This is a genomic window from Amycolatopsis pretoriensis, assembly GCF_900107925.1.
Lineage (GTDB): Bacteria > Actinomycetota > Actinomycetes > Mycobacteriales > Pseudonocardiaceae > Amycolatopsis > Amycolatopsis pretoriensis.
Map to the genome: position 1 here is coordinate 122618 of NZ_FNUJ01000005.1, position 22772 is coordinate 145389.

Annotated in this window: 20 protein-coding genes; 11 read left to right on the top strand and 9 right to left on the bottom strand. The window is 71.8% G+C overall.

The features are described from left to right. The first annotated feature begins 90 nt into the window (after positions 1-90). From BLV96_RS22260 to BLV96_RS22270, 3 genes are all read left to right on the top strand, one after another. Positions 91-1395, top strand: coding sequence for a UDP-glucose dehydrogenase family protein (locus BLV96_RS22260; RefSeq protein WP_086675031.1), 1305 nt, complete (start codon positions 91-93; stop codon positions 1393-1395). Between the two features lie 119 nt (positions 1396-1514). Further along, positions 1515-1907: a VOC family protein gene (locus tag BLV96_RS22265; RefSeq protein WP_341866098.1), complete on the top strand. Its 393-nt coding sequence runs from the start codon at positions 1515-1517 to the stop codon at positions 1905-1907. A gap of 27 nt (positions 1908-1934) precedes the next feature. After that, complete coding sequence (locus BLV96_RS22270; protein ID WP_091389452.1) at positions 1935-3701, top strand: gamma-glutamyltransferase family protein; 1767 nt, start codon at positions 1935-1937, stop codon at positions 3699-3701. Here BLV96_RS22270 and BLV96_RS22275 read toward each other — a convergent pair. Genes BLV96_RS22275 through BLV96_RS22285 form a run of 3 tightly spaced genes read right to left on the bottom strand, consistent with a single transcriptional unit; the run spans position 3698 to position 5415 of the window. Then, complete coding sequence (locus BLV96_RS22275; protein WP_086675030.1) at positions 3698-4567, bottom strand: VOC family protein; 870 nt, start codon at positions 4565-4567, stop codon at positions 3698-3700. The two genes, BLV96_RS22270 and BLV96_RS22275, sit on opposite strands and share 4 nt — an antisense overlap. Next, complete coding sequence (locus BLV96_RS22280) at positions 4560-5084, bottom strand: RNA polymerase sigma factor (protein WP_086675029.1); 525 nt, start codon at positions 5082-5084, stop codon at positions 4560-4562. The genes BLV96_RS22275 and BLV96_RS22280 overlap by 8 nt, the downstream gene beginning before the upstream one ends. A gap of 4 nt (positions 5085-5088) precedes the next feature. Next, positions 5089-5415: a hypothetical protein gene (locus BLV96_RS22285; protein WP_086675050.1), complete on the bottom strand. Its 327-nt coding sequence runs from the start codon at positions 5413-5415 to the stop codon at positions 5089-5091. Between the two features lie 99 nt (positions 5416-5514). Here BLV96_RS22285 and BLV96_RS22290 point away from each other — a divergent pair, with 99 nt between their 5' ends. Beyond that, on the top strand, positions 5515-6351 hold the full coding sequence (locus tag BLV96_RS22290) for a helix-turn-helix domain-containing protein (protein WP_158104119.1): 837 nt from the start codon (positions 5515-5517) through the stop codon (positions 6349-6351). Positions 6352-6369: 18 nt separating this feature from the next. On the opposite strand, the gene BLV96_RS22295 is transcribed toward BLV96_RS22290, so the two are convergent. Next, positions 6370-7794: an MFS transporter gene (locus BLV96_RS22295; RefSeq protein WP_086675027.1), complete on the bottom strand. Its 1425-nt coding sequence runs from the start codon at positions 7792-7794 to the stop codon at positions 6370-6372. A 101-nt stretch (positions 7795-7895) separates the two neighbouring features. Between BLV96_RS22295 and BLV96_RS22300 the strand changes: the two genes are divergently transcribed. The 6 genes from BLV96_RS22300 to BLV96_RS49955 all read left to right on the top strand — a co-directional run bounded on the left by BLV96_RS22300 (position 7896) and on the right by BLV96_RS49955 (position 15030). Further along, complete coding sequence (locus BLV96_RS22300; RefSeq protein ID WP_086675026.1) at positions 7896-8729, top strand: helix-turn-helix transcriptional regulator; 834 nt, start codon at positions 7896-7898, stop codon at positions 8727-8729. Between the two features lie 67 nt (positions 8730-8796). Next, positions 8797-9915, top strand: a complete 1119-nt coding sequence (locus tag BLV96_RS22305; RefSeq protein WP_086675025.1) for a sensor histidine kinase — start codon at positions 8797-8799, stop codon at positions 9913-9915. Further along, a complete protein-coding gene (locus tag BLV96_RS22310) occupies positions 9912-10580 on the top strand; it encodes a response regulator (protein WP_086675024.1) in 669 nt (222 codons plus the stop codon). The genes BLV96_RS22305 and BLV96_RS22310 overlap by 4 nt, the downstream gene beginning before the upstream one ends. A gap of 573 nt (positions 10581-11153) precedes the next feature. Beyond that, positions 11154-12050, top strand: coding sequence for a hypothetical protein (locus tag BLV96_RS22315; RefSeq protein ID WP_143051013.1), 897 nt, complete (start codon positions 11154-11156; stop codon positions 12048-12050). 143 nt (positions 12051-12193) lie between these two features. Further along, positions 12194-13405, top strand: coding sequence for a hypothetical protein (locus tag BLV96_RS49950; RefSeq protein WP_158104118.1), 1212 nt, complete (start codon positions 12194-12196; stop codon positions 13403-13405). An 11-nt stretch (positions 13406-13416) separates the two neighbouring features. Then, positions 13417-15030, top strand: coding sequence for an SAM-dependent methyltransferase (locus BLV96_RS49955; RefSeq protein ID WP_158104117.1), 1614 nt, complete (start codon positions 13417-13419; stop codon positions 15028-15030). Here the strand turns inward: BLV96_RS49955 and BLV96_RS22330 are convergent. The 5 genes from BLV96_RS22330 to BLV96_RS22350 are packed head-to-tail and all read right to left on the bottom strand — an operon-like array spanning position 15027 to position 21988. Then, a complete protein-coding gene (locus BLV96_RS22330) occupies positions 15027-16331 on the bottom strand; it encodes an acyltransferase family protein (RefSeq protein WP_091389453.1) in 1305 nt (434 codons plus the stop codon). The two genes, BLV96_RS49955 and BLV96_RS22330, sit on opposite strands and share 4 nt — an antisense overlap. 3 nt (positions 16332-16334) lie before the next feature. Further along, positions 16335-18140: a glycosyltransferase family protein gene (locus BLV96_RS22335; RefSeq protein ID WP_244180402.1), complete on the bottom strand. Its 1806-nt coding sequence runs from the start codon at positions 18138-18140 to the stop codon at positions 16335-16337. A 2-nt stretch (positions 18141-18142) separates the two neighbouring features. Beyond that, on the bottom strand, positions 18143-18694 hold the full coding sequence (locus tag BLV96_RS22340) for a hypothetical protein (RefSeq protein ID WP_091389455.1): 552 nt from the start codon (positions 18692-18694) through the stop codon (positions 18143-18145). Then, positions 18691-20631, bottom strand: coding sequence for a glycosyltransferase family 4 protein (locus BLV96_RS22345; protein WP_091389457.1), 1941 nt, complete (start codon positions 20629-20631; stop codon positions 18691-18693). The genes BLV96_RS22340 and BLV96_RS22345 overlap by 4 nt, the downstream gene beginning before the upstream one ends. A gap of 31 nt (positions 20632-20662) precedes the next feature. After that, positions 20663-21988, bottom strand: a complete 1326-nt coding sequence (locus BLV96_RS22350) for an alginate O-acetyltransferase AlgX-related protein (protein ID WP_143051015.1) — start codon at positions 21986-21988, stop codon at positions 20663-20665. Between the two features lie 165 nt (positions 21989-22153). Here BLV96_RS22350 and BLV96_RS22355 point away from each other — a divergent pair, with 165 nt between their 5' ends. Beyond that, on the top strand, positions 22154-22759 hold the full coding sequence (locus tag BLV96_RS22355; protein ID WP_086678188.1) for a hypothetical protein: 606 nt from the start codon (positions 22154-22156) through the stop codon (positions 22757-22759). The last annotated feature ends 13 nt before the right edge of the window (positions 22760-22772 follow it).

The following is a 22772-nucleotide window of genomic DNA, read 5'->3' on the forward strand; positions in this document are numbered from 1 at the left end:
GCACGCGGGGTTCGTGTCTTCGCTCACCGCTCCCGGGTACGACCGGTTCCGTTAGCGTCGTGGTCAACTCGGGCTGTCACCTTCAGCACCATGACGCCAGCTCGGATCGTGGTGGTAGGGACCGGTTACGTCGGCTTGACCACGGGGGCCTGCCTGGCCGGTCTGGGTCATTCCGTCACCTGCGTGGACGTCGACCGGGCGAAGGTCTCGCGCCTCGCCGCCGGGCGCGTGGACATCCTCGAACCGGGGCTGGCCGACCTGGTCACCCGCGGGATCGCGGCCGGCCGCCTCCAGTTCGTCGTCGGCGCGCGCGACGCGGTTCGCGACGCCCAGGCGGTGTTCCTGTGCGTCCCGACGCCGATGGGTGCGGGTGGCTCGGCGGACCTGCGCGCGGTCGAGGCGGTGGCCGCCGAGATCGGCGACGTCCTGCCCGCCGGCTGCGCGCTGGTCACCAAGTCGACCGTGCCGGTCGGCACGTCGAAGCGGATCCAGGCGATGCTCGGCCGCACCGACGTGCCGGTGGTGTCGAACCCCGAGTTTCTCCGCGAGGGCACCGCGGTCGCGGACTTCCTGGGTCCGGACCGGATCGTCGTCGGCTCGGACGACTTCGCGGCCGCGCACTGGGTCGGCGAGCTCTACAGCGAGCTGGACGCGCCGGTCGTCGTCGCCGACGCGGCCAGCGCGGAACTCGTGAAGTACGCCGCGAACTGCTACCTCGCGCTGAAGCTGTCCTACGTCAACTCGATCGCCGAGCTGTGCGAACGGCTCGGCGCCGACATCGACCTCGTCACCGAAGGCATGGGCTACGACCGCCGGATCGGGCGGACGTTCCTCAAGCCCGGCCCGGGCTGGGGCGGCTCGTGCCTGCCGAAGGACACGAGCGCGCTGGTCAAGGTGGCCGAGTCGGTCAACTACGACTTCAAGATGCTGACCTCGGCGATCGACGAGAACATCGCCCAGCGCGACCGGATCGTCGCGAAGATCGCCGGCGCGGTCGGCGGCACGCTCGCCGGCGCGCGGATCGGCGTGCTGGGCCTGGCGTTCAAGGCGGGCACGAACGACCTGCGCGACTCGCCCGCGCTCGCCGTCGCGTCGGTGCTGTGCGCGCTGGGCGCGGACCTGGTCGCCTACGACCCGGCCGTCGACGGCGAGATCGCCGGGATGACCGTGGTCGACGACGCCTACCAGGTCGCGAAGGACGCCGACGCCGTCGTCGTGCTGACCGAGTGGGCCGAGTTCAAGCACCTCGACTGGGCCGCGATGGCGGAGCTGATGGAGGGCATCGACGTCGTCGACACGCGGAACCTGCTGGACCCGCGGGCGATCGTCGACGCGGGGCTGTCCTGGCAGGGCGTCGGGCGGCCGCGGGCGGCGGCGCGGATCAAGGTTTCCTGACGCGGCCCGCTTGGCTAAGGTGATCAGCACGGCATCGCGTGTCGGTCACCGGCTGGGTGAGGCATGGAGGTGGCGGGAGTGCCCGTGGAGGCATTTCAACCGTGTCAGTTTCCGTTGAGTTGAACCATCTGATCATCCCGTCCCGGAACAACCGGGAATCCGCCGAATTCCTGGCGAACCTGCTCGGCCTCGAGGTCGGGGACGAGTGGGGTCCGTTCATCCCCGTCGAGACGCGCAACGGCGTCCGGCTGGACTTCGCGAGCGTCCCCGAAGCGGACCTTCGCCTGCAGCACTACTGCTTCCTGGTCCCCGAAGACGACTTCGACGCCGTCTTCGCGCGGCTCCTCGAAACGGGCGTGACCTATTCCGCCGATCCGCAGATGAAGCAGATCGGCGAAATCAACCACAACCACGGCGGCCGTGGCGTCTACTTCCTCGATCCCGGCGGGAACGGGATGGAGATCATCACGCAGCCGTACGAGCCGGAGCGGCGGCGGCCGACGGCTTGGTAATTCGTTAGCGTTGCGTACTATCGGGGCATGTTCACGACGAGGCCGGAGCTGACCGGCACCTTCGGGATGGTGGCATCGACGCACTGGCTGGCTTCGGCCACCGGGATGGCGGTGCTGGAGGACGGCGGCAACGCGTTCGATGCGGCGGTCGCCGCCGGGTTCGTCCTGCAGGTCGCCGAGCCGCACCTGTGCGGGCCGGCGGGCCAGGTACCGGGCCTCTTCGTGACGGCGGACGACCCGACCCCGCGGGCACTGGCCGGCCAAGGCCCGTCGCCCGCGGGGGCCACCGTCGCGCATTTCGCGTCGCTCGGGCTGGAGCTGATCCCGGGCAGCGGCCTCCTCCCGGCGACGGTCCCGGGCGCGTGGGACGCGTGGCTCCTGCTGCTGCGCGACTACGGGACGAAGCCGCTGCGCACGGTGCTGTCGTACGCGATCGGCTACGCGCGCAACGGCGTCCCGCTGGTGTCGCGGGTCGGCGACACGATCAGCGCGGTGTCTCAGCTGTTCACCGAGCACTGGCCGACGTCCGCCGCCCTGTGGATGCCTTCCGGCAAGCCGGCTTCCGGCCTGCACCGGAACCCGGCCCTGGCGGACACGTGGGAGCGTCTGCTGCGGGAAGCGGAGTCGGTCCCGGGCCGTGAGGCGCAGATCGACGCGGGACGTCGGGCCTGGTCACAGGGGTTCGTCGCGGAAGCGATCGATTCGTTCAGCCGTCAGGCGTTCCGCGACGACTCCGGCCGCGACCACGCGGGGCTGCTGACGGGCGAAGACCTGGCATCGTGGTCGGCGACGTACGAGGAGCCGGCGTTCGTGGACGTCGACGACTGGCGCCTGGTCAAGATGGGCGGCTGGACGCAGGGACCCGCGTTGTTGCAGCAGGCGTTGCTGTTGCACGGCTTCCGTGACGAGCTGTCCTATGTGGACGGAATCCCGTCGGAGCGCACGGTGCACCTGGCGACCGAGGCGGCGAAGCTGGCGTTCGCGGACCGCGAGGCGTGGTACGGCGACACGGACGTGCCGCTGGACGTGCTGCTCTCTGCTGCTTACACCGATGCTCGACGTGCTTTGATCACCGACACGGCGTCTCCTGCGCTCCGGCCCGGCGACGCCCGCGGCCCAGCGCGTCTCCCGGCGATCTTGGACTCGCTGCAGGGAGTCCAGGCGGAGGGCGGAGCGACGGGCGAGCCGACGGTCGGTCCCCAGGGCCAGACCCGCGGCGACACGGTCCACCTGGACGTCGTCGACGCGGCGGGCAACCTGGTGTCCCTGACCCCGTCCGGCGGTTGGCTGCAGTCGAGCCCGACGATCCCGTCGCTGGGCTTCTGCCTCGACTCCCGTGGCCAGATGTTCTGGCTGGAGGAGGGCCTACCGAACTCGTTGGCGCCGCGCAAACGTCCCCGGATCACGTTGTCGCCGTCGCTGGCGTTGCGCGGCGGCGTCCCGACGCTGGCGTTCGGCACACCGGGCGGCGACCAGCAGGACCAGTGGCAGCTGTGTTTCTGGCTGGCCCACGTGTACGGCGGCCTGAACCTGCAGGAGTCGATCGACTCACCGGCATGGCACACGACGGCGTTCCCGAGTTCCTTCTACCCGCGCTCCTGGAACCCGCGCGAGCTGGTGGTGGAGTCCCGGCTGGGTTCGTCCACATTGGACGCCCTCCGCGCCCGCGGCCACTCGCTGGTGGACGCGGGCGACTGGGCCTTGGGCAGGTTGTCAGCGGTCTCGAAGTCCGAAGGCCTGCTGCGAGCGGCGGCCAACGCCCGCGGAATGCAGGGCTACGCGGCCGGCCGTTAGGGCTTCTCCCACAGCCAGAACTCGATGCCCTGGTTGTCGGCGCAGTCGGCCGTCGTGCCGTACGGGTGGTTCTCCACTTCGCCCGTCCGGCCGCCCTGCTCCCGCACGCGGGTCAAAGCGGATTCGAGGTCCTCGACCGCGTACATCAGCTTCCAGCCCACCTGGCGGTCGCCTGCCCACAGGCCGCCCTCGAGGCCCGGGCCCGAGAAACCCCACGCGTCGGACACCGAACCCGGGGTGAACTCCCAGCCCAGCACCGCGCCGTAGAACGACTTCGCCGGCTCCGCCTCCGGGACCTGTAACGTGAAGTACATCGCCGAGCCGTGGGGAGCCGGGCGCGCGGGTGCCGCCTGCGAGACCAGCCAACGCTGGCCGAACGGGTCGCGGAACGAGCCGCCGCGGCCGTACGGCGAGTCGCTCACCGCGCGGATCAGCGTCGCGCCCAGCTCCAGTGCGCGGTTCACCGAGACGTCCGCGTCGGGCACCTCCACCCGCACCGACGCGCCCCCTTCGCGCGGCGCGACGTGGCCGATCTCCGGGTGCTCCTCGGCGAGCATCAGGACCGCGTCGCCGATGGCCAGCTCCGCGTGCCCGATGCGGCCGTCGTCCATCAGGATCGGCTCGCCCCGGCGTACCGCGCCGAACACCTCGACGTAGAAGTCGAGCGCGGCCCGCGCGTCGGACACGGCGAGGTACGGCGTCAGCGAGCGCAGTTCGGCGGCGGTGGCCGGCGCTTCGGACGTGGTCGTCATATCGGCTCCGTTCAAGATGACGCGACGCAGGTTGTCGCGCAGTTCGGCGGCGAAGTCCGGGTCGGGGACGACCCGCGCGGAGGGACGGCGAAGCGCGTCGAAAGGCTCAGGCATCGCGACCCTCCTTCTCCTCGTAGGCGCGCCGGAACGCGGCACGGGCCCGCACGAGCAACGCCTCCGTGGCGTGCACGCTGCGACCCAGGTGGCCGGCGACTTCGGGCACGCCGAGACCGTCGACGTACCGCAGGGTCAAGGCCGCGCGGTGGTGCGACCCGAGGGATTCGAGCACCTGTCTCGCGCGCAGGGCGTCGAGCCGCTCGTCCCACGGGTCGTCGACGTCCGGCTCGCTGTCGTGCACCAGCCGCAGCCCGCGTTCCTCACGTTCTTTGCGCCGCCAGTGGTCGGCGAGCTTGTGCCGGGCGACGCCGATCAGCCACCCGGTGCTCACTGGAGGTGCGTACTCCTTGCGACAGGCGGCGACCGCCCCGAGGAACGTCTCGGACGTCAGCTCCTCGGCGAGCGTGCGGTCACCGCACCGGGACAGCAGGTACCCGTAGACCTCCGGCAGCGCGGTCTCGTAGAGCCCGAGCAGCGCGAAGGCCGGGTCCGGTCGTACCCGAGGTTCCGTCACACCCTCATCGTCGTCCGGCGCGCGGCTTTTCCGACGGGTGAACTTTGGCTTTTTTCGGCGGCCAGGTCACCCGGATGGTGACGACGTGGTCCCGCCGCCCCGGGAACAGCCGGTAGACGCTGACGACGAAGGTCCCGGGCCGGGCCCGCTTGCGGGACAGGTAGTCGTGCGCGCAGGCGGTCCCGTACCGGACGGTCCACCCCTGGTACCGCTCGCTGCGGTGCTCGAGGACGAACCCCATGTCGTCGACGAGTTCGGTGTATTCGTGCACCCGCGAGCCGTCGGCCTCACGCCGGTACTCGAGCTCGTGGGGGTAGCCGTACCTGTCCATGACCTGCAGGTTCGCGTTCCGACCTCGAACGAGGGCGCCGGAAACGTGGGAATCCCACCGCCGGAGTCGCGCTCCTACGCTCGCCGCGGAGGTGATCGAGTGCCACGACCCACCAGGCCACCGTTCCCGCGCCGGCAGGTCGGCCGCTCGTTGCGCAGGCTGCGGGAGCGTGCCGGGCTGACCCAGTCGGAAGCCGGTGAGCCGATCCGGATCTCGAAGTCGAAGCTGAGCCGCATCGAGCAGGGCCACTTGCCGGGGTACAACGACTTCCTGGCTTTGCTGGATCGCTACGGCGTGCTCGCTTCGGAGTACGAAGAGTACGTGCGGATGCTCGACCAGGCCAAGGAGCCGGGTTGGTGGCCGCGGAACCCGCCGCGCGACTTCGGCTACGTGGGTGCCGAGGCAAGTGCCTCTCGTGTCCGCGGGATCGAGGTCGGGCTGGTACCCGGACTCCTCCAGACCGAGGCCTACGCGCGCCGGGTGTTCGAAGACTCGGCAATCCCGTGGACCGGCGACCAGGTCACCGCGATGACCGAGGTGCGGACCAAGCGCCAGCGCAGGCTCTGCCGTGACCCGGACTTCCGCGTGCACCTGATCATCGACGAAGTCGCACTCCGGCCTCCCCGGTGCCCTCGGGCGCAGCTGGAGCGGATCATCGAGCGCACCGCGCTGCCGAACCTCGTGGTCCAAGTCGTGCCTTGCGCCGCGGGACTGCACATCGGGCTGAGCGGCGGCTTCACGATCCTCGACTTCCCCGATCCCGAAGAGCCGGGCCTCGTCTACACGTGTGGCGGCTTCGGTGCGCTCCACCTCGACCGGCCCAAGGAGATCGCCGAGGCGCACATGCAGTTCAAGCACCTCGCCAAGGTCGCTCTCGGCGAGGTTGCGTCGATCGAGTTCTTGAAGCGTCTTGCCGTTGCGGCGGAGCCAGGATGAACCCGGCTCCGCCGCACTTCACACCCGGGGGTCCGGCAACCGCCGTCCGGTGATCGCGACCACCATCGCCAGCAGCGCCACCACTCCGATCACCCACGCGAACGCGTCCCGGCTTCCCAGCGAACCCGAAAGCGCCGCGTACAGACTCCCCAAAGTCGCCACACCCAACGCCAGCGACGTCTGCTGATTGGTCGTCATCACACCCGACCCGACCCCGGCCAAATCCGTCGGCACGTGCGACAACACGATCCGGAACAACGTCGTCATCGCCAGCGCGTTCCCGACCCCGATCGCCACCATCGACGGCGCCAGATCGAGCACCGTCACGTGCGGCCAAGCCGACAGCGTCGTGCACAGCAGCGCCACCATTCCAACGGCCGTGATCGCGCCGCCGATGGGGACCACGCGTTGGCCGTACCGCGCGACTAACCGGCTACTCAGCATCGACACCGTGAAGTACGCGACCGCCAGCGGCGTCAGCGCGACACCCGCGCCGAGCGGCCCGAAGTGCAAACCCTCCTGCAGCGTCATCGCGTACACGAACATGAACGAACCGAACGCCCCGAAGAACGGGATCCCCACCATCAGCCCGCGCCGGACGCTCGGTAGCCGCATCACCGACGGCGGCAGCAACGGCGTCCCACCGAGACGCTCCTGACGCCGTTCGACGTGCACGAACGCCGCCGCGGCGAAGGGCGACACGATCAGCAGCGCGATCGTCCACGCCGGCCAGCCCAGGGCGCGGCCCTCCATCAGCGGGATCAGGAACGACATCAGGGTGACCGCCAGCAGGAGCGTCCCGAGCCGGTCGACGCCCAGCGGGTTGTGCGCGCGGCTCTCCGGCAGCCGGCGGGCCATCACCAGCACGACCAGGCCGATCGGGACGTTGACCAGGAAGATCGGCCGCCAGCCCGTACCCCAGAGATCCGCCGCCACCAGGGCGCCGCCCAGCAGCTGGCCGACGACCGTCGAGAGGCCGCCCGTCGCGCCGAACAGGCCGAGAGCCTTCGAACGCGCTTCGCCGGACGTCGTCGCCTGGATGATCGAGAGCACCTGCGGCAGCAGCAACGCCGACGCCGCCCCCTGCGCGGCGCGGGCGATCACCAGCGTGGTCGCCGTCGGGGCGATTCCGCAGGCCAGGGACGTCAAAGTGAACAGCCACAGGCCCGTGAGGAACAGCCGGCGCCGGCCGAACGAGTCGCCGAGGCGGCCGCCGACCACCAGCAGGACCGCGTACGCGATGCCGTACGCCGCCACCACCAGCTCCAAGGTGGCCGTGGACGCGTGGAGGTCGGCATTGATCGTCGGCAGCGCCACGTTGACGATGAAGAAGTCGATGATGGGCAGTGCCGCCCCCAGCAGCACCGTGACCAGGCCGGCGGGGGTCAGTCCCGGCCGGGTGGGGGCGCCGGGGGTGCTCGGCGCGAGTTCTGTCGTGGTCATGGGTACTACGATCGTCCTGGATTTAAACTGGTACCAGTTGTCGTTTATCCAGGTATTGCGACTACCTGGTACCAGGTTCGAAGACGTGCGATCCTGGCACCATGACCACCGCCGTCGAATCCGATGTCCGCCGGCAGGAACTCGCGAGGTTCCTGCGCAGCCGTCGCGAGCGGATCACGCCCGAGCAGGTCGGGCTCCCGCTGCAGGGCCGCCGGCGGACGCCGGGGCTGCGCCGCGAAGAGGTCGCGCAGCTCGCCGGCGTCGGGGTCACCTGGTACACGTGGCTGGAGCAGGGCCGCGACATCAACGCGTCCGAGCAGGTGCTGCAGGCGATCGCGCGCACGCTGCGCCTCGACCCGCACGAGCACACCCACCTCTTCCGCCTGGCCGGCGCGCCCGAGCCCGAGGGCGAGAAGGACTGCCAGGTCATCACGCCGGCGATGGAGCTGATGCTCAAGAAGCTGGAGCCGTACCCGGTCGCCGTGCGCAACGCTCGCTGCGACCTGCTGGCCTACAACCGCGGCTACACCTGGCTGATGGGCGAGGTCGACCAGATCCCGTTCGAGGACCGCAACACCCTGGTCCAGTGCCTGCTCAACCCGGAGTGGCGCAAGCGCATGCTCGACTGGGACACGAACATCCCGCGCGTGATCGCGTCCTTCCGCGCGGCGATGGCCGAGCACGTCGCCGAACCGGCGTGGAAGAGCCTGGTCAAGCGCCTCAAGGCGGAGTCGCCGCTGTTCGCCGAGCTGTGGCCGCACCACGACGTCAATTCCGAGCCGATCCGCACCAAGCGGTACCTGCACCCGGACGTCGGCCTGCTGCGGTTCAACTTCACCTACCTCTACTACGGCCGCCGCTCGGAGATCACGATGTCGACCTACACCCCGGCCGACGCGGAGACGGCGGCGAAGCTGCCCTTCATGTTCGACTGACGACGTACGCCGGGAGCCCGCTCCGGGACGGACGCGCCGCCGTGGCGTGACCGGTAGTTTTCGCGGCATGAGATGGCAGCCGGGCTGGTCCCCGTGGGTGGGGCGCGTCGTGCGCACCATCGTGGTCACCGGGTTCGTGCTCGGGGCGACCAGCGGCGCGTCGCGGTGGGATCCCGCCTCGCCGCCGATGACGCCGGGCGCCGCGTTGTGGCTCGTCGGGACCGGGCTCACCCTCCTGCTCGTCCACCGCTTCCCGCTGACGCTCTTCCTGGTCACGGCCGCCTCCGCGTTCGGCTACTACGCCTCCGGCCTGCCCGGCGGGCCGGTCATCCTGGTACCGACCATCGCGTTGTTCGTCCTGACCCGGCAGCGCGGTCCGCTCGTCGCGGGAATCACCGGCAGCTGCGCGCTCGCCGCCGCCTACGTCGTGCACGTCGTCACCACCGGGTCGTTCGCGCTGGAAGCCGGGGCCGCGTTCCTCGTCGTCTGGCTGACCGCCGTCATCGGGGTCGGGACCGCCGTCCGGTACCAGCTCGACGCGCTCGCCGCCCGGCGCGAACAGGCCGACGAGCACCGGCACCGGCTCGCCGAGCAGGAACGGCTGCGGATCGCGCGCGAGGTCCACGACGTCGTCGCGCACAGCCTCGCCATGATCAACGTCCAGGCCGGCGTCGCCGCGCACGTCGCCGACCGGCGGCCCGAGCAGGCGAAAGAGGCGCTGCTCAACATCAAGGCCGCCAGCGCGTCCGCGCTCAACGACCTGCGCGCGACCCTGGCCGTGCTGCGCTCGGGGGAGGACAAGGCGCCCGCGCCGAGCCTCGCCCAGGCCGCCGAACTGCTGGACCACGCGCGCGACGCCGGGCTCAGCGTCGACGTCCACGGCGAGGCGGGCGACCTCCCGGCGCCCGTCGACGCGGCCGCCTACCGGATCCTGCAGGAGTCGCTGACGAACGTCGTCCGGCACGCCGACCAGCCGGACCACGTCGATGTCCGGTTCGAGCGAAAACCCGGAGCTTTCGTCATGAAAGTGCGCGACGACGGCCGCGGCACCGCCCAGCCGACCCCGGGGCACGGCCTGCGGGGCATGGGCGAACGCGCCGCCGCGCTCGGTGGGCGGTGCACCGCCGGGCCGGTCGACGGCGGTTTCGAAGTGTGCGTCGAGCTACCGATCGAGGGGGAAGCATGATCCGCGTCCTGCTGGCCGACGACCAGGTCCTGGTCCGCGCCGGGTTCCGCGTGCTGCTGGAGACCGAAGACGGCTTCGACGTCGTCGGCGAGGCCGGCGACGGCGAGCAGGCGGTCGCCGGCGCGGTCGAGCACAAGCCGGACATCGTCGTGATGGACGTCCGGATGCCGGGGGTCGACGGCCTCGAAGCCACCCGCCGGATCACCGCGAACCCCGACCTCGCCGGGACGAAGGTGCTGGTCCTGACCACTTTCGACGTCGACGAGTACGTCTACGAAGCCCTGCGCGCGGGCGCCAGCGGGTTCCTGCTCAAGGACACCGAACCGGTCGAGCTGCTCCGCGCGCTGCGGGTCGTCGCGAGCGGCGAAGCGCTGCTGGCGCCGACGGTCACGCGCCGGCTGATCCAGGAGTTCGTCGGCCGCCCGGAGAACCGGCGCATCGACACCAGCGCCGTCCGCGAGATCACCGACCGCGAGCGCGAGGTGCTGGGCCTGGTCGCGGGCGGCATGTCGAACGACGAGATCGCGGCCCACCTGGTGATCTCCACCGCGACGGCCCGCACGCACGTCAGCCGCATCATGACGAAGATCGGCGCGCGCGACCGGGCGCAGCTGGTGGTGCTGGCCTACGAGTCGGGGCTGGTCACCCCACGTCACTCCGCCTGACCCGGCGCACCACGCGCGACGCCCGGACCAGGAACACGACGGCGAGGACGCTCACCAGGCAGATCCAGATCACGGTGCCTCCTCTCCGGGCCGATGCTCTGCTCAGAAGGCGTGTGGGAGTGGGACGGCGTTCACCGACACGGCGGAAAGTCACCCCTTCGGGGCAGAGCACCGGGCGCCCGGCGAAGACTCCCCAAACTCCTTGTCTTCCGCTACGTTGCGGATCAATCGCAAACCGCAACCTCGCAGGTCGGCCCTTCGTGCCAGACTGATGCCCCGAACGGTGGATGGGGGTCGAACATGAGCTGGCAGGACGATCTGCGCCGACTCGACGCGGACCTGGCAGCCGGGCGAATCGAGCCCGCGACACACCGCAAGCAACGGGACGAGCTCCTCGCCGCCGCGTCCGGGGCGACCGTGCCCTCTCCGGTTCCTTCACCGTTGCGCCGGCCGGGCGGACCGCGTTCCTGGCAGAGCACCAACCCCGCGGCGGTCCCGCCGGCCACACCGTCCTCGCCCGTTCCCGCCCCGCGGCCCGGTTCGAAGCCGGTGACCCCGCAAGAACGCCCCTGGATGCGGTCCCCGCAGGCGGCGAAGACGCCGGCCCCGAGCGGGATCCCCGTCCTGCCGGACCACATGACCACCGCGCCGAGCCCGGCCGACATCGTCCCGACCCGGTACCTGAGCGTCGGCGGCCAAGTGCCGCAGCAGTCGCCGCTGAGCCGATTCCCGCCGGTCGCGACGGACGCCGGTGCGCCGGCGGACCCCGAGGCCGAGCCCGGGCGCCACCGGCACCGGTTCACCGGGGGCGAAGACGGGCAACGCCGTCCGGCCTGGCTGCTCCTCACCCTCGGCGTGGTGGTGGTCCTCGTCCTGGTCGTCGGGGGCACGTACTGGCTCGGCACCCGGACCGACGCCCCCTCGGACGCCGCGCTGCCCCCGATACCGACCACCGCGGTGCCGACGGACGGCGCCATCGACCCGCAGGCCCCGCTCGACCAGCGGCTGCCGGCGCTGCCGGGCAAGCCGAACGACGACGACTCGACGATGTCGATCGACAAGGCGCTCGAGGCCAAGGTCATCACCGAAGCCGACGCCAAGCAGCTCCAGACCCACAACGCCAGGGAGATCATCTTCCGCGCGTCGTCGGACCGGGACAAGCCGCACAACGGCAACCTGCTGATGGCGATCCCGACGCTGTCCGTCTTCGACGCCAAGCACCTCGCGGCGGGCCTTCGCAACAACCTCTCGGGGGCGCACCTGGCCGCCACCCGGATCGGCCCCACGGACAACGACCTGATGTACACGCAGCGGGGGACCGCCGGCTGGGTCGCCCTCCTCTGGTACTCCTCGGGCGCCGTCGTGGTGGGAGTCGGCGTTTCCCAGCCCGAAACCGGGGATTCCGCCGAGCTGCAAGTCCGCCTCAAGGCGATTCGGGACAACGTCGCGACCGTCCTGCCGCCCGGGTGAACGGCCGGCGGCCGAAGCCCGGGTAACAAATCGACCCGCAGGTCGGCCGGGGTGGCCTGAAGTGCACAATATGCATGGCATTCGACAGGCGAAGTCGGGTCGGCCGCCGGCCGGCCGATCGGACCGGAATAAGGGGGCTCCTGGTGTCCTGGCAGGAGGAGCTGCGTCGGCTTGACGAGGAGCTCGCGGCGGGGAAGCTGTCCGCGGACGACTACCGGCTCCGGCGCGACCAGGTACTTTCGTCGGCCGTCGGCGTGGAGAACCAGCAGCCACCGCAGCAGTCGTCGTCCAGCGCGGACGAGACCCAGGTGATCAGCCCGGTCAGCCCGCCCGGCGGGATCCGGCAGCCGAACCAGGGAGGCGACGCCGAGCGCACCCAGGCGGTGGCGTGGCACCCGCAGCAGGGCCAGCCCGGTGGCGCCGGGGCGACCGCCTACACGCAGTCGCCGGCCGGCGGCTTCCCGGCGCCGCCGCCGAACGGCGACGACAGTCCGGAGCGGACCCAGGTGGTGCGCAACACCGGCGAGTACCAGCCGAACTACGGCGAATACACGCAGCAGCCGCCGCCCGGGCAGCCGGGCTGGAACCAGGTGCCGCCGGGAGCGGCCGCACCGCCGTGGGGCGGCGGCGACGCCGGGGCACCGCACGGCTCGAACGACCTGAGCTGGATGCGCCAGGGCCCCGAGTCCTACTTCGAGACGAAGAGCGGCTCCGGCAAGAAGAAGGGCGTCATCATCGTCGCGGCGGTGCTGGTCGTCCTGCTCGCCGGGTTCGCCATCTGGTGGTTCGGCCTGCGGAGCGACTCGAACTCCGTCGCGGATCCGTCCACATCGAACAAGCCGACGTCCGCCGCGCCGACGACCAGCGCACCGCCGCCGAGCGTCGCGCCGACCCGCGTGCCGCCGATGCCGGGCAAGGCCAGCGACAAGAACGGCACGATGAGCGTCGACGACGCCGTCGACAAGGAATTCCTCAGCGCGGCCGAGGCGACCTCGATCAAGTCCACCGGCTCCGCGTACGTCACCTGCCAGGCGGCGACCAACACGCCGTTCGACTACACGGTCGTGCTGGTGAACACCAAGAGCGTCAACGACGCGAACCGCCTCGCCGAAGCGATGCAGAAGCCGCCGGCGAGCACGAGCCTCCAGCCGGTCGCCGACCACGCCGGGCTCCCGCAGTCGGTGTCGGTCTTCAAGGCGGTCCTCTCCGACCACACGACCTACCGCGCGGTGTACGTCTCCGGCGCCGCCGTGCTGCGAATAGACGTCAACCAGGCACCCGCCACGGACACCGCCGTGACCAAGGAGTTCCAGGGCGTCATGAAGGCGATGCTGGAGAACGTTCCGAACTCGTGACGGATGTCCAGGTGACCACGCCGCTGCGGTCCCTCGTCGACCACGACGAGCACGGCTGCACGGTGCTGTCCGACGGCGTCTCGGACTACGCCGACGGAGCCGAGGACATCGTCACGGCGTTGCTGGAGAACGCGCAGGACCGCGGGTCGCTCAGCGACGAGCTGACCCTGGCCGCGCGCACCTGGCCCGAGCGCTACCACCTCGACCACGGCCGGGCAAATGTTCTGCGCGGCCTGCGGTTGCCGGCGGGGGCCGCGGTGCTCGAGATCGGCTGCGGCACCGGCGCGGTGACCCGTTACCTCGCCGAGTGCTGCGCGTCCGTGGACGCCGTCGAGCCGGTGCCGAGCCGCGCGCGGGGTGCCCGCGCCCGGACCCGCGGCTTCGGTGACGTCGAGGTCTTCGTCGGCGGCATCGAGGACGTTCCCGCCGCCGAGGCGTACGACGTCGTGGTCGTCGTCGGCGTGCTCGAGTACGTGGGTGCGGGCGCCGCCGCCGACGACTCCTACCTCGGCTTCCTGCGCGCGGCGCACGATCGGCTGCGCCCGGGCGGCACGCTGGTGCTCGCGATCGAGAACCAGCTGGGCGTCAAGTACCTCTGCGGGGCCGCCGAAGACCACACCGGCATCCCGTGGGACGGCGTCGCCGGCTACCCGGCGGGCGGGGTCGCGCGGACCTTCTCCCGCAAGCGGCTCCTGGATCTGCTGAGCCGCGCCGGGTTCGCCGGGACGACCGTGCTCGGGGCGTTCCCGGACTACAAGCTGACGCGGGCCCTGCTCTCCGACGAGCTGCTCGAGACCCAGCCGCGGCTGGCCACGCAGCTGCCCGGGTTCCCCAGCCCGGACTGGGCGGGCGGCGGCGAGCGCGTGGTGGACGAAGAGCGCGTGTGGCGCGAGCTCGTCGACGCCGGATTGGCGGCGCACCACAGCAATTCATTCCTCCTGCTGGCCGCGAAGGGCGGTGCCGAGGGTCTCTGGCCGGCCGAAGCGCTGGCGGTCTTCTTCAGCACGGACCGGGCCGCCGACTTCTGCACCCGGGCGTTCGTCGAGCGCGACGGCGACGTCCTGCGCGTGCGCCGGACGCCGATCGCCGCGCACCCCGCCGCCGCGCACGGCGTCCGCGTCGTGTCCACAGGGGACGAAGTGGTGGACGCACCGACCGTGTTCGAGCTGGCGGCGGCGGATCCCGCCCGGCGGATCGAACTGTTCGCCCGCTGGCGTGACCTCGTCGTCGCCCGGGCCGGCGAGCTCGGCTCGCGGCTGTGGGACCTGACGCCGCGGAACCTGCTCGTGACCCCGGCCGGGCTCGTGCCGATCGACCTCGAATGGTCGGTCGACGGGTGCACCGCGGCCGACGTCCTCGCCCGCGGCGTTCTGATCACCGCCGACGAGCTGGCCCGCGGCGGCCACGCGTCCGGGCCGACCGTCGGCGACGTCGTGCGCGACCTGTGCCACCGGCTCGAGCTCGACGAAGCCGAGGTGCTGGCGGCCACCGCCGTGGAGGCCCGCTTCCAGGTGGTCCGCCAGGCCGGCCGCTGCGACGCCGGCTACCTGGCCGAGCGGACCGCCGAACTGCACCGTGCCTGGACCGACCGGCTCGCCGAGCCGGTCGCCGGCCTGAGCTCCTAGGCGCGCATCGACTCCGGCAGCATGCGGCGCATCGCCCGGCGGGTCGGTTCCTCGAAGCCGCGGTGCAGCACGTGCGCGAGCACGATCGTCAGCCCGATGAAGCCGAGCACGATCAGCCGGTACTCCCAGCTGGTCGGCATGTCCGTCAGCTTCAGCTTGGTCTGGATGACGTGCCGCATGACGTCGATGACCAGCCAGTGGACCAGGTACAGCGCGAACGAGATCTTGCCGCCCCAGATCAGCAGCTTCGTGCGCAGCAGCCACGCGGTGGGTTCCCGGTCGCTGATCGCCAACGAGCCGATCAGCAGCAGGAACAGGGGCACCACGACCACCGTCTCGGCCGAGCCCCACATCAGGTGGCCGTTGATCCGCCAGTCCAGGCCCATGTTGTAGCGGCGGAACGGGTCGAAGTGCTGCACCAGGAAGATGACCGCGACGATGACCACGAACACCACCGTCGGCCGCAGGAACCACGGCAACCGCGCGGATCGGCCGTACCTCAGCACGATCAGCGCGGTGAACGCGCCGCCGAAGAACTCCGTGAGGACGCGCAGCGGGATCATCCCCGGCACCAGCGCGTTGTGGAACAGCAGCAGGTCGCTGCCGTCCTCCATGGTCACCCCGATCGCGACGATCGGGAACACCGAGACCAGCGCGCACAGGACGAGCGAGCGGATGCGGACCGTCTTCAGCATCTTCGCCAGCACCGCGACCGCGACGCTGAAGACGAGGTAGGCCAGCCATTCCGCGCTCAGCGACCAGTCCACCGGGTTCCACTGGTCCGGTTCGATGAACCAGCCCTGGATCAGCAGGACGTGCTCGAGGAACCGCGCGGGGCTGGCCGCCGCCTGGATGCTCGCGTCGGCGTTCACCTGCAGCGAGTACGCGCGGTAGAGCGCCCAGCCGAGCAGCACCAGGAACATCACCGGCCAGATCCGGCTCAGCCGCAGCCAGAGGAACCCGAGCGCCTTGCGCGGCGTCCACGGCTCGGTCATCCGGTCGAGGTGGGTGTAGGTCATGATGAAGCCGCTGAGCACGAAGAACAGGTCGACGCCGAGGTGCCCGGCGTCGAACAGCGGCGCCAGCCGGCCGAGGAACGGGAACGACGAGACCAGCTCCGGGCGGAAGTGGAACGTCAGCACCCACAGGGCCGCCAGCGCGCGCACCCCGGTCAGCTGCGGGATGAACGACGGCAGCGGCCCGTGGTCGGCCGGCTTCGCCGGTTCCGGGCGGGCGGCCGGCGGGGCCGGGGTCTCGGCTTTGATCGCCGGGAGCACGTCCGTGGTCTCGGTGCTGTCCATGTCCTACCGTTTCGCGTTGGCGGCGGCCCAGGCGCGCTGGGGATCGAGGTCGAGCGGCCGGGCCGGTGGGTCCGGCACCGTGCGGGACAGCAGCACCTGCTGCACCAGCTCGGTGCGGTCGTCCCGGCCGGCGACGCCGAGCCAGAAGCCGTGGTGCTCCAAACCTTCCGACCACGGGTCTTCCGGCCAGCCGCCCAGTTCGTCGAGCACGGTCCGCCGGACCAGGTAGCCGCTGCCCAGGTAGGGCAGCCGGGCCAGCCGCCGGGTTTCCGGCGGAAGCGCGCCGACCAGGCCCCGGTCGGCGTCCGCGACCGGGCAGTGGGCCACGTCCGCACCGGCCCGCACCGCGGCGAGCAGCCGGGTGACCAGGTGGGGCGAGCATCGCACACCGGCGTCGAGCACCAGCAGCAGGTCGGCGTCCGACTCGGCCAGGAGCCGGTTGTACGCGTGGCCGGTGCCCCGGGGGACGGGGTGGTGGAGCGCGTCGTAGGGCTTCGGCCCGGGCGGCTCCACGGTTCCGTCCTGGCAGACGAGGACCCGTCCCGGCACCGTCGTCCCGCGTGCGAGGTCGTCGACGAGCGCGGCGACCCCCGGGTCCGCGATCCGGCGGACGACGAGCACGTCGAGGTCGTCCGCGCGCGTCACGGGTCCCGGCGCCAGCGGCAGCGCGGCCGGGGTGAGGACGCCGCCGTCGGTCCGCCGGGCGGTTTCCGCGCGTTCCACGACGAGCCGGGCAGCGAGCCGCCGGTCCGGGCCGGGTTCGCCGCCGAGGGAGGCCTCCCCGAGGAACCGCGGGTCCCAGCTCGGGGTGTCCACGGCCAGCGGTCCGTCGGCGGGTACGACGATCGGCGCCGCCTTGCGGAGCGGGCGCTCCGGCCCGGTCGGCGCCGGTTGCCGCTCCGCCAGGTCCGCGGCCAGCTCCAGCAGCGTCCGGGCCGACGGGCCCATGTCCAGCTCTTCCTTGACGAAGCGGTAGGCCTCGGCGCGGATCGACCGTTCCAGCCGCCGGTCGCGCAGCATCGCCGCGGTGGCCGCGCCCACGACGGTTTCCCGCGCCACGAGCAGGTGCTTCCCGGCGGTGAACGGTGCAAGGTCGCGGCTCGGTTCGGTGACCACGACGCAGCCGTTGCAGGCCGCCTCCAGCACCCGCACCCACTCCAGGGCGCGCGAGGCCTCGCGGTGCAGGTTCAGCAGTACCCGGCTGCGGGCGAGGTGTTCGTGCTTCGCCCGGCCCATCAGGAAGTCGGGGCGTGGCTTGACCATCGGCTCGTGCGGCGGCGTCAGCAGCCGGACCGCGAAGTCGTCCAGGTCGCGGGCGGCCCGGGCCAGCAGCGCGGAGCGCCGGTGCTCGGCGGTGCCGAGGTAGGTGACGTCGATGTCGCGCGGCGCGTCCGGGTCGCCGCCCCACCGGTCCCACAGCGGGGTGTAGCCGAGCTGGAACCGGCGGACGTCGTGGCCGCGCCGCACCAGCTCGTCGGTGGAGTCGGCGTTGATGTCGACCGCGCCGCCGAACTGGGGCAGCAGCGCGGCGCTGGTGTCGAAGGTCCGCGTGCCGCGGTGTTCGACGCAGAACGCGATCGTGCGGCGCAGCTGGTCCGGTCGCGGCCGTTGCCGCTCCGGGAGCACCACGAGGTATTCGTGCGGGACGACGACGAACACCGTGTCGTCGTCCTCGTCGGGCAGCGGTCCGACGTGCGTCTCGGCCCGCCCGCCCGCCCGGCGCACCGCGTCGGCGACGACTTCGAAGAGCTCTTCCATGAAGGCGCTGCCGCCCGGCGCGGACGCCAGCACCAGTCGGGGATCGGCCACTGTCAGCGGGTCTTCCGGCGCACTGTGCGCAGCGGTGCGGTGACCCGCCAGCTGATCGTCTGCCGGTGCGCCTCGAGCTCCTGCGCGAGCTCGGCGACCTGGCGGCGCAGCTGTTCCGCGTCCCGGTCGTCCGTCGGCACGAGCTCGGGCAGGTCGGCGCCGTACAGGGTGAGCTCGGCCTGCAGGAGATCCATCCGCAGCTGATCGCGCTCGAGCCGGGTGCGCTCCAGCTCCTGGCGGGCGAGGTCGCGGTCGCGGCGCAGGGCGTCCAGCTCCACCCGGGCCTCCGAGGCCTCGTCGACCTGGCGCCGCAGCTCGTCGTTCGCGCGGGCGTCCTCGACGAGTCGTTCCTGGACGCGCAGGGCTTCGCGCAGCTCGGCGTCGGCGCCGCGGAGCCGGCCCTGCAGCCGCTCGCGCTCGGCCATCAGCACCGAGCGCTCGGCGCGCAGCTGCAGCAGCTCGGCCCGCACGGACGCCGGCACGGCGTACTCGACCGGCGTTCCCTCGTCTTCAGGGGTGACCGCGCCTGCGGTGGCGTCGTCGTCGGAGCTCATGCGTCCCGTTCCTCGGTGGCGTTGCCTCGAGCGAGGCTCTTCAGGATGGTGGAGAACTCCTGCCCGTAGTGCGCGGAGTCCAGGAAGGCGCCGACGCCGGCCCGAGCCCGCCCGGCGATCCGCGCGCGGTCCTCCGGCGGCGTGTCCAAGGCCCGCAGCAGGCCGACGGTCAGCGCGCTCAGGTCGTTGGGCAGGAACAGCCAGCCGCTTTCGCCGTCGCTGACGATCTCCCGGGTGCCGAAGACGTCGGCGGCCACCACGGGCACGCCGAAGGCCATCGCCTCGAGGATCGAGCGGGGCAGCGACTCGATGTCGGAGCTGTTGACGAACAGGTCCGCCGCGCGCAGCCACTGCCGCGGGTCGCGGCAGATCGGCACGAGGCTGACCGAGCCGGCCAGCCCGGCCGCCTCGACGTAGTCCCGCAGCGCGTCGCAGTACGGCGATTCGTGGGTCCCGACGATCACCAGGTGGGCGTCCGGGTGCGTCGCCCGGATCTGCTCGAAGGCCAGCAGCAGCGGTGCCTGTCCCTTGCGCGGCTCGCTGACGCCGATGTTGAGCAGCACGGTCGCCGCCTCCGGCAGGCCGAGCTCCCGCCGGACCTCTTCCTTGGTGGCGTACTGCGCCTGCTGGACCGGGACGAGGTCGATGCCGTACCGCACGGTCACGCACCGGCGCGGCCGCGACCAGGGCAGGAACATTTCGCGCGTGGCGTCCGCGACGAACAGGAGCGTGTCCGCGTCCGCCAGGCAGCTTTCCCAGCGTTCGCGCACCAGCGGGTCGAGCCCGTCCATGCCCCAGTTCAGGTAGGCGAAGTCCTCCAAGCTGAAGCTTTCGTGGATCACCCACGCCACCGGCAGTCCGGCGCGCTTGGCCGCTTCCACCCCGGCGAACATGCCGAGGGTGTTCACCAGCGCGACCCCGGCGCCGGACGCGGTGGCCAGCATGGCCAGCTCACCGACGTAGGCGGCGTACTGCGTCGCGTCCTGGACGCGGTGGTGACCCGTGACGTGCACGGTGACACCGAGTTCTTCCAGCTCCGCGCGCAGCGGCCCGTCTTCGGGGGAGACGAGCGTGACCTTGTGCCCGTGCGAGCCGGCCAGGTGGCGCAGCAGCTCGCTGAGCCAGAACTGGCCGCCACCGACGCGGAGGCTGTGCGTCACGACCAGGACGTGGTCGGTGTCCACGGCGGCCTTGACCCGCCCGAGCAGCTCTTCGGTGAACGCGGACGCGCGCGCCGCGGCTTCGGCGTCGCGCTGGTCCACCGCGCGGCGGCGCAAGGTCGCGTACCGGACCGGCGAAGTCCACTCCCGCCCGTCCCGGGTCCAGGCGCGGACCCGCAGGCTCACCTTCCGCCGTTCGCCCGGGGCCAGCGGAAGGGGCACGCGGGCTTCGTACCCGCTCAACCCGGCTTGCCGGATCTGGCCCGGCAGGTTCTGGGTGACGTCCGGCCTCGGCAGCATCAGCCGAGCGCGTTGCGGGGTGGCGCCGTCGACCTCGACCTCGATCCGGCTGGGCAGCCTGCCGTCGAGCAGCAGCCAGCCCGAGACGACGACCAAGTCACCGGCCAGCTCGGCGTCCGCCGCCGGGAAGTCGATCTCCCCCAGGGACGCGGGGGTCCGGAAGGTGCTCTCCGGCCAGACCGCGACCCGGCTGAGCACGGTGCCGTCGGGAGCGGTGACCGTCGCTTCGAGGCCGACCGGCTGTTCGATGTCGATCTCGGCCCGCCAGACCCAGCTCGGCCAGTCGGCGGGCACGCCGGGCACGGCTTTCGTGCCGCGCTCCCAGTGCACCCGGGCGATCCGGTCGCCCAGCCGGACGGTGCTGCCGTCCGGTCCGGTCGGCGAGACCAGCCAGCCACCGACCGCGACCCGGCCGGTGGTGATCGAGGCACTGCCGGCGTCCACGCCGGCGAGCCACGGCAGCTCCCGCACGATCATCCGATTCCTTCGTCCATGCGCTGGTGCGCGCTCACTGCCGGGGGTGTTTCGCGAGCTGTTCGCTCAGCGTTTTCACCACGGCCGGGGCCAGGATAGGGCTTTGCCCGCCGATGAGGTTGCGTTCCGCGATTTCGAGGACGACGACATCGCTGTCGGCGAGCTTCGCCGCGGCCGCGGCCGTGTCCTGCGAGACGTAGTCGGAGTGCATGATCGTCATGTCCGTGAACGCGGCCGCCAGGTACATGTTGGCGAAACCGGTGAAGGAGTCGCCGATCATCGCGACCTTGTCCGGGACGGTGCCGGGGACGGCCGGGCCGTGCAGCTCGATGGGAACGGTGTTCGGCTGGCCGAAGAACGTGCGCGTCCGGTCGGCGCCGCCGTCCGGGGCCAGGCTCTCCAGCTCGGCCGGTTCGCTGCCGGTGCGGCCGATCAGCGGCGGCAGGTCGGTCTGCTTGTCGAAGGTCTCCTTGGCCGCGGTGCGCCAGGTGCGGGTCACGCCGGGACGCAGGTCCTCGGCCAGCGCCCGGACCATCGTGAGCCCGCCGTGGAACTGCCAGTGGGTGTCCTGCTTGAAGTAGATCGGGGCACCCCGGCGCTGCGACTCGGCCAGCAGCGGCCCCCGCATGTCCAGGTAGCCGACGTCGTTGTTGAGCCGCTGCCACATCGTCCGGGCCGCGACCGGCGCGCAGTCCTTGCCGGGGTACTGGTCCGGCAGGAACTGCGGGAAGAGGTCCGACTTGTCCGGCGGCACGATCAGCACCAGCCGCCGGCCGGACGCCTCGACCGCGTGCCGGAACCCGATCAGCTCGTCCATCACGGTGGCGGTCGGGATCATCGGGTTGCACTTGGCGTACAGGTCGTTGCCGAGGAACAGCCAGCCGTCGCGGCCCTCGACGACCGGCGGGTAGTTGCTGTTGGTCTGCCCCTGCAGCTGGCCGGTGTCCGGGCGCGCGGGCGGCTGCGCCGGCACCGGGCCGACCCCGGGGGCGGCGGGCTTCGCGCCGAGCGCCGGCGGCTCGCCGAAGACCCCCCGGCTGATCCCGTCCTCGGCCTGGACCGCGGCCTGGCGGCCGGGCAGCCAGTCGGTGGCCCAGTCGCCGAGCCCGGTGAAGAACCCCCAGCCGTCGGACAGGCTCGGGAAGTCGTGGAGCTTGCGGTTCTCGAACGGCTCGGGCGGCCCGAACAGGCCGAGGGAAACCACCGGCGTCAGGAAGAAGATCACCGCACAGACCAGCGCCACTTGCTGGCGGCCGTGCCGCGGGCGGTACATCGAGTGGTCCTTCGGCAGCCATGCCTCGTGGACCGGGAGGGGCCGGATCCGCTTCTCCGGCTCCCCGCCCCTCAAGTGCACCGACACCCGTTCACCATAGCCGACCACCGGTTCGCCGGATTCCGACACCCGAGTTCGCCGGCGTCACCTCGTCGGCGGCCGAAAACTGTCGTACATATGTTCTAAAATGGGCGTTGTCCAGGGGAGATGCCGCCCGCGTCCGCGGGTGGCGTGATGGAGGAAGGCAGGGCCATGGCCTACATCACCCTGTCCACGTTCGTGGGCTACAGCGCCAGCAACGGACCGTCGCGGTCGTCGTTCGTCCGGCGGCAGCGCCGGCAGTACGAGGACCCCGCGCGAGCCGCGTTCAACTACTACCGGCGGGCGGCCAACGCCGTGCGGTCCGGGCGGGCGGCGGGGCAGGACGCGACCGCGTTGCGCGCGCTCGTCAACGCCGCCGACGACCGGACGAAACCGCACTACGCGGCGATCGCCGAGGGCTGGCTGCGCTGGCTCGGCCGGAAGTCGCCGCGGCTGGTCGAGGTCGGCCGCGGCCGCTGCCGGATCGGTGACCTCGAGGTCGGCGTCAGCCCGCAGATCGGGCTGCGCAAGAGCGACGGCCGCCGGTACGCGACCTGGCTCTACTTCAAGGAGGAGCCGTTGGCGAAGGACTCCGCGCAGCTCGCGCTGTGGGTGCTGGAGCAGGCGATGCCGGACCTGCTGCCGGGCGGGCACGCCCTGGTGATCGACGTCCGGCGGAGCAAGGAGTTCCAGCTCTCGGCGCGTGACCGCGAACGGTTGCGGCCCTGGGCCCGCAGCGAGGCTTCGGCGTTCCTCACGCTCTGGGACGCCGCCTGAGCCGGGGAGGCGC